This is a genomic window from Streptomyces viridifaciens, from assembly GCF_001888885.2.
Classification (GTDB): Bacteria; Actinomycetota; Actinomycetes; order Streptomycetales; family Streptomycetaceae; genus Kitasatospora; species Kitasatospora aureofaciens.
Genome location: NZ_CP090841.1, coordinates 4,039,993 through 4,053,689, shown reverse-complemented (window position 1 = coordinate 4,053,689; position 13,697 = coordinate 4,039,993). Strand labels below are relative to the sequence as shown.

The 13,697-nt window shown below is 74.9% G+C and carries 15 protein-coding genes; 7 read left to right on the top strand and 8 right to left on the bottom strand.

Translation table 11 applies throughout. The features are described from left to right. Window positions 1-13 precede the first annotated feature (13 nt). Both BOQ63_RS25140 and BOQ63_RS25135 read right to left on the bottom strand, forming a co-directional pair. The gene (locus BOQ63_RS25140; RefSeq protein ID WP_150476107.1) at window positions 14-1,024 is read right to left on the bottom strand and encodes a hypothetical protein; all 1,011 of its coding nucleotides are present in this window, start codon (window positions 1,022-1,024) and stop codon (window positions 14-16) included. Continuing rightward, window positions 1,021-1,797 (bottom strand): RNA polymerase sigma factor, encoded by a 777-nt coding sequence (locus tag BOQ63_RS25135; protein ID WP_223886298.1) that lies wholly within the window; start codon window positions 1,795-1,797, stop codon window positions 1,021-1,023. Before BOQ63_RS25135 ends, BOQ63_RS25140 begins: the two co-directional genes overlap by 4 nt. A 427-nt stretch (window positions 1,798-2,224) precedes the next feature. On the opposite strand from BOQ63_RS25135, the gene BOQ63_RS25130 reads away from it, so the two are divergent. The 3 genes from BOQ63_RS25130 (at window position 2,225) to BOQ63_RS25120 (ending at window position 4,662) form a co-directional block, all read left to right on the top strand. After that, complete coding sequence (locus BOQ63_RS25130; RefSeq protein ID WP_043389055.1) at window positions 2,225-2,938, top strand: VC0807 family protein; 714 nt, start codon at window positions 2,225-2,227, stop codon at window positions 2,936-2,938. A gap of 127 nt (window positions 2,939-3,065) precedes the next feature. Next, window positions 3,066-3,803: a tyrosine-protein phosphatase gene (locus BOQ63_RS25125; protein ID WP_072655004.1), complete on the top strand. Its 738-nt coding sequence runs from the start codon at window positions 3,066-3,068 to the stop codon at window positions 3,801-3,803. Between the two features lie 97 nt (window positions 3,804-3,900). Continuing rightward, on the top strand, window positions 3,901-4,662 hold the full coding sequence (locus BOQ63_RS25120) for a Clp protease N-terminal domain-containing protein (RefSeq protein WP_030288442.1): 762 nt from the start codon (window positions 3,901-3,903) through the stop codon (window positions 4,660-4,662). A 67-nt stretch (window positions 4,663-4,729) separates the two neighbouring features. Here the strand turns inward: BOQ63_RS25120 and BOQ63_RS25115 are convergent, their stop codons facing one another. After that, window positions 4,730-5,221, bottom strand: a complete 492-nt coding sequence (locus tag BOQ63_RS25115) for an NUDIX domain-containing protein (protein WP_078867556.1) — start codon at window positions 5,219-5,221, stop codon at window positions 4,730-4,732. Between the two features lie 202 nt (window positions 5,222-5,423). Between BOQ63_RS25115 and BOQ63_RS25110 the strand changes: the two genes are divergently transcribed. Further along, on the top strand, window positions 5,424-5,759 hold the full coding sequence (locus BOQ63_RS25110; protein WP_046385860.1) for an STAS domain-containing protein: 336 nt from the start codon (window positions 5,424-5,426) through the stop codon (window positions 5,757-5,759). On the opposite strand, the gene BOQ63_RS25105 is transcribed toward BOQ63_RS25110, so the two are convergent. From BOQ63_RS25105 to BOQ63_RS25090, 4 genes are all read right to left on the bottom strand, one after another. Continuing rightward, entirely contained in the window at window positions 5,667-6,644 is a 978-nt protein-coding gene (locus tag BOQ63_RS25105) for a sigma-70 family RNA polymerase sigma factor (RefSeq protein ID WP_030288438.1), read from the bottom strand. The two genes, BOQ63_RS25110 and BOQ63_RS25105, sit on opposite strands and share 93 nt — an antisense overlap. A 233-nt stretch (window positions 6,645-6,877) precedes the next feature. Further along, on the bottom strand, window positions 6,878-7,147 hold the full coding sequence (locus tag BOQ63_RS25100; protein WP_030288436.1) for a hypothetical protein: 270 nt from the start codon (window positions 7,145-7,147) through the stop codon (window positions 6,878-6,880). Window positions 7,148-7,264: 117 nt separating this feature from the next. After that, window positions 7,265-7,531 carry a UBP-type zinc finger domain-containing protein gene (locus BOQ63_RS25095; RefSeq protein ID WP_030288435.1) on the bottom strand — a complete coding sequence of 89 codons (267 nt, stop codon included), beginning with the start codon at window positions 7,529-7,531 and terminating at the stop codon, window positions 7,265-7,267. 37 nt (window positions 7,532-7,568) lie between these two features. Beyond that, window positions 7,569-8,498 (bottom strand): helix-turn-helix transcriptional regulator, encoded by a 930-nt coding sequence (locus BOQ63_RS25090; protein WP_063737815.1) that lies wholly within the window; start codon window positions 8,496-8,498, stop codon window positions 7,569-7,571. Window positions 8,499-8,724: 226 nt separating this feature from the next. Between BOQ63_RS25090 and BOQ63_RS25085 the strand changes: the two genes are divergently transcribed. Both BOQ63_RS25085 and BOQ63_RS25080 read left to right on the top strand, forming a co-directional pair. Continuing rightward, window positions 8,725-9,486, top strand: coding sequence for an SDR family oxidoreductase (locus tag BOQ63_RS25085; protein ID WP_072655003.1), 762 nt, complete (start codon window positions 8,725-8,727; stop codon window positions 9,484-9,486). Between the two features lie 55 nt (window positions 9,487-9,541). After that, the gene (locus BOQ63_RS25080; protein WP_150476105.1) at window positions 9,542-12,550 is read left to right on the top strand and encodes a lysylphosphatidylglycerol synthase domain-containing protein; all 3,009 of its coding nucleotides are present in this window, start codon (window positions 9,542-9,544) and stop codon (window positions 12,548-12,550) included. Between the two features lie 77 nt (window positions 12,551-12,627). Here BOQ63_RS25080 and BOQ63_RS25075 read toward each other — a convergent pair whose 3' ends face one another. Then, window positions 12,628-12,825 carry a hypothetical protein gene (locus BOQ63_RS25075; protein ID WP_030289332.1) on the bottom strand — a complete coding sequence of 66 codons (198 nt, stop codon included), beginning with the start codon at window positions 12,823-12,825 and terminating at the stop codon, window positions 12,628-12,630. Between the two features lie 200 nt (window positions 12,826-13,025). Here BOQ63_RS25075 and BOQ63_RS25070 point away from each other — a divergent pair, with 200 nt between their 5' ends. Continuing rightward, window positions 13,026-13,493 (top strand): carboxymuconolactone decarboxylase family protein, encoded by a 468-nt coding sequence (locus BOQ63_RS25070; RefSeq protein ID WP_030289335.1) that lies wholly within the window; start codon window positions 13,026-13,028, stop codon window positions 13,491-13,493. Window positions 13,494-13,697: the final 204 nt, after the last annotated feature.

Here is a 13,697-nt window from a genome sequence, read left to right as displayed (position 1 = left end):
GGAGTTCTGGGGGTCATCTCCGGGCCGACTGCTCGTCCTCGGAGGGGCCGGTTCTGCTCGGACGGGCGTTCGGCGGGGTGGGTAGGGCCGGTGGGAGCGTGCCGGTCACGCCGCCCTTGCCGGGCTTGGCGCCGTTGCCGCCGCTGGTGTCCTCGCCGTTGGTGTTGCCGTTGGCGTTGCCGTTGCCGTTCGGGTTGCCGTTGCGGGTGGACGGGCTCGGCTGCGCGGGGGTGCCCTGGTGGTCGCCGTTGGAGTGGCCGGGCGTGCCCTCGCAGAAGTCCGGTACGCCGTCCGCCCCGCCGGCCGCCGCGATCAGTGGGGCGAAGAGCGGGTCGGCGGCCAGTTGGCGGGGGCGTTCGCCCTTGTTCGTACGATCCGCGAAGTTCTGGCAGAGCGGGACCAGCGCGGCGGGTGGGCTGGGGTGGTCGCCGCGGGCGCCGGGTGTGGCGGGGGCGGACGGGGCGACGCCGTGCGGCGGGTCGGCCTGGGCGCCGGTGGTCGGCCGGGCGGATCCGCTCGGGGAGGCGGAGCCGGGGCTGCCGGTGGTGCCGGGGCTGGCGGTGGCGCCGGTGGTGCCGGTGGTGCCGTGGGTGGAGTCGGTCGGGCTGCCCGAGGCGGCCACCGAGTGCTCCGGCTCGGTCGGGCCGCCGAGGGCGGGCAGGTTCCCGGTGCCGGCGGCGACCGCGACCCCGCACAGCGCGGTGGCGCCGAGCACGGCGGCAGCGGCCTTCGTACTGAAGGCCCTGGCCAGCGCGGCGGTTGCCATCGATCGTCTCCGGACGGGGGTCACTAGGGGGTCGGGCGTGAGACTCGCCTCCCGGAACGCGGCCAGCGCGGCCTCCTCGCCGGCCAGTTCCGCGGCCGTCGCCGGGGCGGCGGCCGCGGCCAGTACCCGGGCGAGCTGCCCGGGACCGTCCGGTCCGGTGAGCGAGGCGTCCTGCCCGGCCGACGGGCCGCCCACGGCACCGCCGAGCAGCTGCTCGGCGGCATCACGGTCGATCCGACGGGATCGGTTGGTGCTCATCTCATGTCCTTCAGCGTCGCGGCCCGGCGTTCTGTCACACCCTGCGGAGAACTTTTTTTCGCGGGTTTTCCGGCGGCTTCCTCCGCGGGCTTCCCGGCGGCCGGGATCCCGACGCCGGAGGCGAAGGGCTGCTCCAGCAGCTTGGCCAGCCGCCGCAGCCCCCGGTGGGCGGCCATCCGGACGGTGCCGGCCCGCTTGCCGAGCACCTGGGCGGCGCTCTCGGCGTCCAGCTCCATGACCACTCTGAGCAGAACCGCCTCGGCCTGGTCCCGCGGCAGCCGGGAGATCAGGGCCAGTGCGTCGGCGGTGCCGACCGTGGTGAGCGCGGCGCGCGCGGTGTCGTCCCCGGCGGCCAGCTCGACCAGGTACTCGAACGGCAGGTCGGTGACCGGGCGGCGGCGCCGGGCACGCAGGTGGTCCATCGCGCGGTTGCGGGCGATGGTGGCGGCCCAGCCACGGAAGCCGTCCCCGTCGCCGGAGAAGCCGCGCAGGTCGCGGGCGATCTGCAGCCAGGTCTCGGAGGCGATGTCCTCGGCGTCCTGCACGTCCTCCGGCCGTCCGCCGACCAGCACCCTCAGGTAGCGCAGCAGGCCCGGCTGGACGGTCCGGAACAGCAGCCGGAACGCCTGTTCGTCCCCGTCCTGGGCGGCACGGACCGCCTCGGTCAGGTCGCTGGGAACGGGGCCCCTGCCCGGTGGTGGTACTGGTCCGGACCGGCCGAGGGGGCTGCCGGTGCCCGCTCCGGGGCTTTCTGCACTCTGCACCCGCCACATCATGCGCCATCCGGGCGAACGGGTCGGCTCCGGTCGGAGGACCGGACCGGCCGGGGTCGAGGTCCCGGCGACGGCCGCCGGGCGGCCAAGGCCCCCGGTCGCTGTTCCCCGCCCGGGTCGTCGGTGGGCGAATCGATTCGACCCGCCGACGTGTCCCCGGCGCGCTCGCGCTCCGGGTGGCTGCCCGGGCCGTGCTGGCATCTGCCGCTGGACGCTGCGCGACTACGGCCTGCCGTGGCCGCGGCACCGCGCAGAGCCGGCCCGCACCTCCACGTGCAGGTCAGCGGGGGTGTCACGGGCCGCCCAGTGACAACTGTCATGCGGATCCCGCAACGGACGGCACTGCTCTGACGGAGGGTCGGCCGGAAAGACTGGAGGCACGACGCGGGCAGCGGCCCGCAGTCACCAGTCGGGGGAGGAACCCACCATGAGCAGCCAGACCGTCGCCGTCGCCACCACCGCTCCCGCCCAGGCCGACGAGGCGCCCAACCCGCTGGCCGCCGGCCTGCGCCCGCTCGTCCTCGACGTGGTGGCGCCGCTGGCCGGGTACTACCTGCTGCACTCCGCCTGCGGCCTGAGCGAGTTCGCCGCGCTGGCCTGGAGCAGCGCCTTCTCGGCCGGCCGGACCGTCCTCGGTCTGCTGCGCGAGCGCAGGCTCAACCTGTGGTCCTCGCTGATGCTGGTGGTCAATCTGGCCGGTCTGGCGCTCACCTTCGTCACCGGCGACGCCCGGATGATGATCGCCAAGGACGGCCTGCTGAGCGGCAGCGTGGCGCTGGCGATCCTGGCCTCGGCACTGATCGGCCGGCCGGTGATGACCCCGATGCTGATGCCCTTCGTCACCAAGGGCAAGCGGGACCGCGCCGCCGCCTGGCAGCGGCTGGCCGAAGGACGGGCGGCCGCCTCGCGGGCCTTCCACCGCCAGGAGCGGGTGTTCGCCGGCATCTGGGGCGGCGCCCTGCTGACCGAGTGCGCGGCCCGGGTGGTCGGCGCCTTCACCCTGCCGGTCTCGACCATGGCCTGGCTGTCCACCGTGTTCCTGATCGGCGCGATCGTGGGCGGCTCCCTGCTCGGCCAGATCGCGGTCGAGCCGATCGAGAAGCTGGTCGAGGCCGAGGCCGAGGCCCCCACCGCCGCCTGATCCCCGCTCGGCCGCTGCCCGGACTGCCGGTTCCGACCGTTCGAACGATCGGAACCATCGGGACCTCCCGGGAGTCCTTATAACGAGGGGGTAACGGGCCCCCCATCCAGGAAACGGGGAGCCCACCATGCGGACCGACGCGCTGACCACCACCGAGGACCGCACCCTCGCCTGGGACGGCTGCCTGAACGTCCGCGACCTGGGCGGACTGCCCACTGCCTCGGGCCGCCCGACCGCCCGTGGCGCGATAGCCCGGGCGGACAACCTGGACCGCCTCACCCGCGAGGGCTGGGGCGCCCTCCTCGACCACGGTGTCCGCACCGTGGTCGACCTGCGCAACGCCGAGGAGTACAAGCCGCTCCTCCCGCTCCCCGAGGGCGTCGAGCTGGTCCGCGTCCCGCTGGACGAACTGGCCGGCCCCGCCTGGTGGCGGACCCACGGCCGACTGGACGGCACCCCATTGGCCTTCCGGCCTTACCTGGAGCACTGCCCGCACGCCGCCGCCGCGCTGGTCACCGCGATCGCCGACGCCCGACCCGGCGGGCTGGTGGTGCACTGCGGCGCCGGCCGCGACCGCACCGGCCTGGCCGCGCTGCTGCTGCTCACCCTGGCCGGGGTCGACCGGGCCGCGATCGCCGAGGACTACCTGCTGAGCGGCCCCAACATCCGCCCGCTGTACGGGATGCTCGGGCTGCCGGACCCATACCGCGGGATCGACGCGGTACTGGCCGAGGCCGGGACCACCGCCGAGGCCGCCCTGGAGGCCACCCTCGAAGGGCTCGACCCGACGGGCTACCTGCTCGCGGCGGGCGTCACGCCGGCCCGGATCGCCGCCGCCCGGAGCCGGCTGCTGCCCGGCGCGTAGGGCGCCGGGGCGTTCGAGGGACAGGAGAACAACCTACCTGCGGGTAGGCGTCAACTGATGGTTGACGATCCTCGGATCGACAACCTACGGTTGACGCATGGAGAATCCCGTTGTTCCCAACACCACTCCGCTGCGCCTCGACGACCTGATCGCCGCGATCAAGAAGGTCCACACCGACGCGCTCGACCAGCTCTCCGACGCGGTCATCGCCGCCGACCACCTCGGCGACCTCGCCGACCACCTGATCGGCCACTTCGTGGACCAGGCCCGCCGCTCCGGCGCCTCCTGGACCGACATCGGCCGCAGCATGGGCGTCAGCAAGCAGGCCGCCCAGAAGCGCTTCGTCCCCAAGGGCCCGGGCACCACCGCCGACCTCGACCCCAGCCAGGGCTTCGCCCGGTTCACGCCCCGGGCCCGCAAGGTCATCGTGGCCTCGCAGGAGGAGGCCAGGAAGGCGAGCAACCCCGAGATCACCGCCGTGCACATCCTGCTCGGCCTGCTCGCCGAACCCGAGGGCATCGGCCTCAAGGCGCTCGCCGCCCAGGGCGTCACCCCGGAGGCCGTCCGGACGGCGGCCACCGCCGCCCTGCCGGCCGCCGTCGAGCAGGCGATCCCCGCGCTGATCCCGTACGACGCGCAGGGCAAGAAGGTGATCGAGCTGACCTTCCGCGAGGCGCTCAAGCTCGGCCACAACTACGTCGGCACCGAGCACATCCTGCTCGCGCTGCTGGAGTTCGAGAACGGCGAGGGCGTGCTCACCGGGCTGAAGGTGGACAAGCCCGAGGCGGAGACCTTCATCGCGGAGGCCATCGCCGCCATCGTCGCCGCCCGGGACGCGGAGTCCGGGCAGCAGCAGTGAGACCTCCGTCGGACCGCCGTGCCCGGGGTGGAACTCCCGCCCGGGGCACGGCACTTCCGCGTTCCGCTCAGAAGCCGGAGACGTGGGTGGTGACGATCCGGACCCGTCCGTCGACGGCCGCCTCCAGCGCCGCCCTGAGCCGGGCCGAACGGGCCGGGCCCAGCAGTTCCATCGCCTCCTGCGTCGACGCCCAGCGGTGGGTGTCCAGCTCGCCGGCCGGCACGGTCACCGGGGTACCGTCCGGGACGGTGCCGAAGTCGAACATGAAGTGCTGGGCGGGGTGGTCGAGTTCGGCCGAGGCGTGGGTCCAGGAGATGGCCAGCAGGTCCCCGGCCTCCTTGACGATGCCGGTCTCCTCCTCCAACTCCCGCACGGCGCACTCGACCGGGCCCTCGCCGAGGTCGATCGTCCCGCCCGGGAACTGCCAGTGCTCGCGGTACCCGGCCTTCACAATCAGGATCCGGCCGGACTCGTCGCGCAGCAGGCAGCCCGCCGCCGCGTAGATCCGGGGCAGGGACGCCAGCCACTCCTCGCGGGATCTCAAGGGCTCAGCCGTCACGGTGTTCCTCCAGGGGCAGGGCGGTTCGGTCGCCCCCACTCTGCCATCGCCGTCCGGACGCCATCGGACGCCATCGGACGCCGCTTGGACGTCGTCGGATGCGGCGTGGATGTCGTCGGATGCGGCCGGATGCCGCGGGATGCCGTCGGGGTCGGCGCCGCCGGGACCGATGAGTCGGGGCCCGCGCGACGGTCCAATCCGCATGGAGAACGTTGCGGCCGAAGCCGTACTGACCTGTGACCTGGGCGCGCTGACCGCCCCCGACCTGGCCGTCGTCGACGCCCTCGCCCGGCTGCGGCTGGCCGCCGGACGGCACCGGGTGGGCGTGGTGCTGCTGAACGCGAGCGGCCCGCTGCGGGAACTGCTCGCGTTCAGCGGGCTCGCGGCACTGCTGCCGGGAGCGGGCGATCCGCCGGACGCCGTGGAACTGCCCTGGCCGGCCGCCCTACTCGGCGGGGAGCCGGTCCGGGAGGCCGAACAGCGGGAAGAGCACGTCGGTGTCCAGGAAGTTGGTGAGCCCGGTGATCCGGCCCTCTGACACCTCCAGCACCACCAGCGCCCACGGCTCGTGCCCGCCGTCCGGGCTCGGCCGGTACTGGGCCAGCGCCGGGCCGCCGTTGGCCGTCACCGGGAGCAGCCGGGAGCCCCGGCAGCCCTGCCCCGGGCCCAGCATCCACGCCCGGATCTCCTCCTGGCCCTGCAGCCACATCGAGAACGGCGGCATGTTGAGCGTGACGTCCTCGTGCAGCAGCGCGGCCAGGCCGTCCATGTCGTACGCCTCGAAGGCGCGGACGTAGCGGTCCAGCAGCGCCCGGTGCGCGTCGTCCAGCGCGGGGGCCGGGCGGGCGGCCGAGGCGTCGGCGGCGAGCACCGAGCGTGCCCGCTGCAGCGCGCTGTTGACCGACGCGACGGTGACGCCGAGCAGTTCGGCCACCTCGGCGGCCTTCCAGCCGAGCACCTCGCGCAGGATCAGCACGGCCCGCTGCCGGGGCGCGAGGCGCTGCAGCACGGCGACGAAGGCCAGCTTCACCGACTCGCGCTGGGCGGCCACCTCGGCCGGGTCCCCCGTCTCGGGGAGCACCCGCCCGTCCGGTGCGGGGCCGATCCACGTGACCTCGGGGAGCTGGGTGGCGCTCGCGGTGGCCACCGTCACCGGCCCGGCGAGGTCCATCGGACGGGCGCGGCCCTTGCGGCCGTTGAGCGCGTCCAGGCAGACGTTGGTGGCTATTCGGTACAGCCAGGAGCGCAGCGCGGCCCGCCCCTCGAAGCCCTTGTGCCCGCGCCAGGCCCGGACCATGGTCTCCTGCACCGCGTCCTCGGCCTCGAAGACCGAGCCCAGCATCCGGTAGCAGTAGCCGGTGAGTTCGGTGCGGTACCGCTCCAACTGGAGCTCGACCGGCTCCTCCGTGATCACGTCGGTCATGGCGCGCCCCCCGTCGTACTGCCGTGTGCTGGCTTACGGGACGACGGTAGCGCAGCCCACTGACAACTCTTTCCGGGGCCAACGAGAAGGCTCCCTGAGCACACGTCAGGGGCGGACGCCGGGTCGGTGGCGTCCGCCCCTGACGGCCCCGCAGGCGGGAGTTCGAAGACGGCCCCAGGGGCCCTCCGGGGAGCTCCGGGGCCCTCCGAGGACCTCCGGGGGGCGGCCGCCGGTCAGTGGGCGGAGTGCTTCTCCGCACCACGGTGCCGGTGTCCCTTGAGCTCCCCCTGGACCGGTGGGGCGGCGTGCACCCCCGGGGGCGTGACATCGCGCCCGATGTGGCGGAAGGTGTCGCCGTTGGCGTGCCCGGCCTCGGCGGTCACCGCGCCGGGCCGCGGCTTCGGCCCGAGCCGGCTCGGTGTGGTCGCCATGCCCCGGCGGTCCAACAGGTCCAGGGTGCCCTGGCGGAACTTGGCGGTGCTGCCCGCTGCGTGCTTGGTCACGTCGACCTCCCTTCGGCGGCCGCGGCCGGACGGGTGCCGGCCGGAGGGACCGCATGGGCGTTATGTCGGGATTTTACCCGGGTCACGGGCCGGTGCCACCGCAGAGGCAGGGCGTGCTCAGCCCATGACCTCGTGGACGAAGCACCAGCGCCAGTCCTCCCCCGGCTCGTACGAGCGGATCACCGGGTGGGAGGTGTCGTGGAAGTGCGCGGTGGCGTGCCGCTGCGGCGAGAAGTCGCAGCAGCCGATGTGGCCGCAGTCCAGGCAGATCCGCAGGTGCACCCAGTCCCGACGGCCCTGGGCCAGGCAGTCGGCGCAGCCGTCGACGGGTGCGAGGGGATCGATGTCCCGGGGTGCCACGGCGAGGTCTTCGCAGGCGCTCATGCTCGAAGGCTATGACGGCCCGGGCGGGGCCGCCGCTTCAGGACGCGCCGGGGGTGGGCGGCGCGGCGGGGGTGGGCGGCGCGGCGGGGGTGGGGATGGGGGGCGTACCGGGCGAAGTGGCCGGTGCGGCACCCGGGGCCGTCCAACTGGCCAGGAGGGCCAACTTCTGGGCGGTGGGCGAGTCCGGCGGGGCGGTGTAGACGACCAGCATCTGGTCCGGCGAGCCGTTGACGGTCAGGGTCTCGTAGCCGAACTCCAGCTCGCCGACCAGCGGGTGCCGGAGCAGCTTCACGCCGCTGGTCTTCTCCCGCACCAGGTGATCCGCCCACAACCGGCGGAACTCCTCGCTGCGCAGAGACAGTTCGCCCACCAGCGCGGCCAGGGCCGGGTCGTCGGGGTGCAGTCCGGCGTCCCGGCGCAGCTGGGCGACGGTCTCCGCGGCGACGGCGTCCCACTGGGGGTAGAAGTCGCGGGCGGCGGGGTCGAGGAAGGCGTCCCGGGCCTGGTTGGGGGGCGAGCCCGCGGTGGCGCCCGCGCGGTCGGAGAAACCGTTCACCGCGTCGCCCAGCGCGTTCCAGGCCAGGACGTCCATCCGGCGTCCCAGCACGAAGGCCGGCACCCCGGTCATCAGGTCCAGCAGCAACCGCGTCCCCGGGCGGACCCGCCGGTCCCCGCGGGCCCGGCCGGCCGGGGCCTTCGGCGGGCGGTTCAGCGAGCGCAGGTGCGCCGCCTCCACCTCGTCCAGCCGCAGCACCCGGGCCACCGCGCCCAGCACCGCGTCCGAGGCGCTGCCGCCGCGGCCCTGCTCCAGCCGGATGTAGTAGTCCACGCTCACCCCGGCGAGCTGCGCGACCTCCTCCCGGCGCAGGCCCTGCACCCGGCGACGGCCGTGCGCGGGCAGGCCCACCTCCTCCGGCTGGATCCGGGCCCGGCGCGAGCGGAGGAAGTCCCCCAGGGTGTTCTCCATGCCAGGCAGGGTAGCTCCGGGCGGGCGGCGCGAGGGTGGTACTGCCTTTCCCGGGATGCCCGTTCCCGGGAACGGGCATCCCGGGTGAGGGGTTCCCGGGTGAGGGGTTCCCGGGTGAGGGGTTCCCGGGTGAGGGGTTCCGGGGAAGGACGTGGCCCTGGGTGGGCGCGCGGCACCGGCGCAGAGTGGTCGACGTCAGCCCGCCGACCCGGCCCAGGAGTCCCCGATGAGCTACCCCGCCCTCGCCGCCCGCACCGCCGTCGTCACCGGAGCCGCCAGCGGCATGGGCGCCGCCACCGCCCGGCTGCTCGCCGCCAACGGCGCCCGGGTCGCCCTGCTTGCCCGCCGCACCGACCGGATCGAGGCGCTCGTCGCCGAGATCGCCGCGGCGGGCGGGCAGGCCCTCGCCGTCACCGCCGACATCACCGATCAGGACTCGGTCGACGCCGCCGCCGCGGCCGTCCACGACGCGTACGGGCCGGTCGACCTGGTGGTCAACAACGCCGGGGTGATGCTGCCCAACCCGCTCGCCGACGGCCGGATCGACGAGTGGACCCGGATGATCGACACCAACCTCACCGGCGCCCTGCGGGTCATCCGCGCCTTCACCGCCGACCTCACCGCGGCCGCCGCCGACGGCCGCACGGCCGACCTGGTCAACGTCTCCTCCATCGGCGCGCACGTCGTCTTCCCCGACTACGCGGTGTACGGCGCCACCAAGGCCGCGCTCACCCAGCTGTCCACCGCCCTGCGCGCCGAACTCGGCCCGCGCGACGTCCGGGTCAGCGCCGTCGAGCCCGGCCTGACCGACACCGAACTCGGCGGCCACATCGACAACCCCGCACTGCGGGAGCAGCTCGGCGGGATGTTCGCGGCCATCCCGGCGCTCACGGCGGAGGACGTCGCGGATCTCATCGCCTACACCGTCAGCCGCCCCCGGCACGTCAACCTGCGCCACCAGGTGGTGCTGCCGACCCGGCAGGCGTGACGGACGGACGCAGATCCCGCTCCGGGTCCACGGGTGGCATGGGAGCATGCCACCCGTGGCGATCGTGACGGGGAGAACGAACGGCGACACCGACGGGGGCGGCAGTACGGCCCCTGCGCGGCGGCCGGACACCAGCGGGGGCATACCCGGGCAGCCGGGCGACGGCAGGGGCAAAGGCGCACCCGGGCAGCCGGGCGGTGAGCGGCGGCGGGCCCGACCGCTGTCCGACGCCGGCCGGATACGGCAGCCCGTCGCCCTGATCCGGCTGCTCACCGGCCTGCTCGCGATCGCGCTCACCCTGCTGCTCGCGGACTACGCCCGGGCCACCACCGGGGGCTTCGCCGCCGACGTCGCCGAGGCCGGCGCACTGGTGCCGCGGCCGCTGGCGAGCCTGGCCGGCGGACTCACCACCGCCACCGTACTGCTGCTGCCCGTCGGACTCGCCGTCCGCCGCCTGCTCGGACCGGACCGGCGGCGCGCCCTCCAACAGGTCTCCGACGGACTGCTCGCCGCCGTCACCGCGTACGGCGCGACCCTCGCCCTGGACCTCTGGGCCGACGACCTCGCCCCTACCTCGCTGCTCACCACCCTCACCCACCGGCTGCCCGGCGACGTGCTCGGGCACACCGAGCCGGTCTACGGCTATCTCGCACCCGTCCTCGCCTTCATGACCGCCTCCGGCAGCCGTGAACGGCGCCTGCCCTGGGCCGTCCTCGCCCTCTCCGGCCTCGCCGGACTGGCCGGCGGGTACGCCACCCCCACCGCGCTGCTGCTCGGCCTGCTGATCGGCTGGACCGGCGCCCACGGCACCCTGTACGCCGTCGGCACCCCGGACCCGCGGCCGAGGCCCGGGGACGTCCTGCGTGCCCTGCGGGACAGCGGGCTGCGGCCGGTCGAGGCCGTCCCCGCCGGACCGGACCGCTACCGGGTCCGGCAGGCCGAGGAACGGCCCGACCTCGACGTCCAGCTCCTCGACCGGCAGGCCGTCACCGCCGCCGCCGTCGGCCGCGCCTGGCGCCGCCTGCGCCTGCGCACCGCCCCCCACCCCCGCGCACTGCGCTCACCGCGCACCGGGCTGGAGCACGAGGCCCTGGTCACCTACGCGGCCCTCGCCGCAGGCGTGCGCACCCGCCGCATCGCCGCCACCGCGGGCCTCGGCCACGACACCGCCCTGATCGCGTACGAGCACCTGGCCGGGCGCACCCTGGACCAGCTCGACGACGCGGAGATCACCGACGAGCTCCTCGCCGACGTCTGGAGCCAGCTCGCCCTGCTCCAGCGCCGCGAGATCGCCCACCGCGCCCTCGTCCCGTCGTCCCTGCTGGTCGACGACAGCGGCGCGGTCCACCTGGTCGACTTCGCGGACGGCGACATCGCGGCGAGCGAACTCGTCCTGCGCTGCGACATCGTCCAGCTCCTCACCACCCTCGCCCTCCGCGCCGGCGCCGCCCGCTCCGTCCGCACCGCCACCGACGTCCTCGGCCCCGACCCCCTGGGCGCCGCCCTGCCCCTGCTCCAGCCGATAGCCCTCGCCCGCACCACCCGCCAGGCACTCAAGCGCGGCCAGGGCGGGGAGTCGGACGCGCGGGCGCTGGGGGTCGGCCCGGCGGAGGCGCCCGGCGGCGCGCGCCCGACCGGGCGGCACACGGCCCCGCTCCTGCTCACGGGCGCGGCCGGCACCACTGTCCCGGCGACCGATGTCCCTGCGACCGATGCCCCGGCGGCCGATGTCCCTGCGACCGGAGTCCGGCCGGGGCACGGCGACGCGCCGTCGGCGGCCGGGACGGCCCACCCGGCGGGCGCGGCTTCGAGCACCGACCCGACCGGAGCGCGCTCCCGGCACTCCGACATCGGCGCGCCCACGACGATCGGCACACCCGCCGACCGGGCCGATCCCGCAGCTGCCGGGCCGACCGCAGGAGGAGACGGCGGCACGGGCAGCGCCCCGTCCATCGCCGGGGAGCAGCCGCAGGTGCCCCGCGCCGAACGGTCGGCCAGGTCCGGCGACATCCCTGAAGCCCCGGACCAGGCCCCCGACGAGGCCGACCCGACCGGCGGGTTGCTGGAGGAGATCCGGGCGGAGGTACTGCGCGGTCGGCCGGAGGTGGTGGGGCGGCCGGTGCGGCTGGAGCGGTTGCGGCCGCGGACGCTGCTGGCCGTGGTGGGCGGGGTGGTGGCCGGCTGGCTGCTGATCCCGCAGTTCTTCGCGGCCGAGGACAACCCGGTCGCTGCCCTGGCCGACGCCGATCCGTGGTGGCTGGCGCTGGCGCTGGTGGCGGCGGGACTGAGTCATGTGGCGGCCGGGATGGGGTTCGTCGGCTTCGTCCCGGAGCGGCTGAACTTCCGCAACGTGGTGCTGACACAGCTCGCCGGGGCGTTCGTGAAGCTGGTGTCGCCCGGGGGTGTCGGCGGGATCGCGCTGAACACCCGGCTGTTGCAGCAGGCGAACGTCCCGACCGCGAAGGCGCTGTCCAGCGTCGGGGTGGGGCAGGTGATCGGGCTGGTGCTGCACCTGCTCCAGCTGGGGGCCTTCGTCTACCTGGTGGACGCGCAGCCGGGCGGTTCGGAGCTGGAGGCACTGCCCGCCGTGGTCGTCGGGCTGGTGGTGGCCGCGGTGCTGCTGGCGGTGGTGTGGTCGATCCCGCCGGCCCGGCGGTGGCTGGCGGCGCGGCTGCGACCGCTGACCGCCGAGGTGCTGCCGCGACTGCTGGACCTGCTGCGCAACCCCGGGCGGCTGGCGGTGGGGGTGGCCGGGCAGCTGCTCGTGTCGCTCTGTCTGATTGCCTGTCTGTACTGCTGTGCCCTGGCGATCGGCCGGGAGCCGTCCTTCGCCTCGGTGGCGGTGGTGTTCCTGGTGGGCAACGCGGCGGGCAATGCCGCGCCGACCCCGGGCGGGGCCGGCGCGGTGGACGGGGCGCTGGTGTTCGGGCTGCAGCAGACCGCGTCGATGGAGGAAGGCGGTGCGGTGGCGGCGGTGGCGCTCTTCCGGCTGCTGACGCTGATCCTGCCGGTGCTGCCGGGCTGGGCGGCGATGACCTGGCTGCAGCGCCGCAAGGCGCTGTAAAGGTGTGTGGCTGTGGAGCCGTGTGGCTGTGCGGCTGTGGAGCCGTGTAGCTGTGGGGAGGCTGGGGGCCGGGCGGCCTACTCGCGGTAGTCGTCCTCGTCGAGCTGGACGATCCGGTTCTGCTCGGCGGCGTCCGCGACGTCGGTGGCCGGGTCCGCCCCGAGGGCCCGGCGCTCGGCGACCTCGTCGTACTCGTCGCTGGTGACCTCCTCCTCGTCGGGCTCGACGGTCTCGACGGTCTCGTCGATCAGGTAGTCCTCGTGGTCCTGCGGCATGGCGTCCGTCCTCACTGTCGGGAGACTCCCAGGGCCCGGATGGCGTACTGGCAGTATCCGTCGCCGGGCGCGCTGACGCGACGCGCCGGGGCCGCTCCGGCGTGTTGCCCGGGCCCTGCCGCCGGAAGCGGAATTGACCCACGAATCCTGCCCCTGAATGACCCATGGAACGGGTGCATTCTCCTCCTAGGGTCGTAGTCATGACGACGAACGAGATCACCACCACCCCCGCCCGCCTCGACTACGCCCGCACCGTGCCCAAGGTGTTCCGCGCGATGATCGCCCTGGACGCCGCCGCCCGCGAGGGCCTGGACCCGGCGCTGGTCGAGCTGGTGCAGATGCGCACCTCGCAGCTGAACAACTGCGCGTACTGCCTGGACATGCACGCCAAGGACGCCCGCAAGGCCGGCGAGACCGACGAGCGGATCTACCTGCTGCCCGTCTGGCACGAGGCCCCGGCCGGGGTGTACAGCGAGCGCGAGCGGGCCGCGCTCGCGCTCGCCGAGGAGATCGTACGGATCGGCGGCGGCGTCTCGGACGCGGTGTACGCCCGGGCCGCCGAACACTTCGCCGAGGCGGAGCTGGCGCAGTTGGTCTCCGTGTGCTTCACCATCAACACCTGGAACCGGATCAACATCACCACCCGCAAGACCCTGGGCACCCGGTAACCGCGGCGGCCGCGGCGGGGCGGTGCGCACCCGGCCCCGGTGGACCCTCCGCGGTCCCTTCGCGGACCCGCGGCCGGACCGGGCGGACCCGCGGCCTGACCCGGCGGGCCCACCGGAGGCCCCGGCGGACCCGCACCGCAGGGCCGCGCGGAACGCGCTGCAGGCCACCGGGGGTACGATCGGTGCCGTACCCAGGGCTTACCC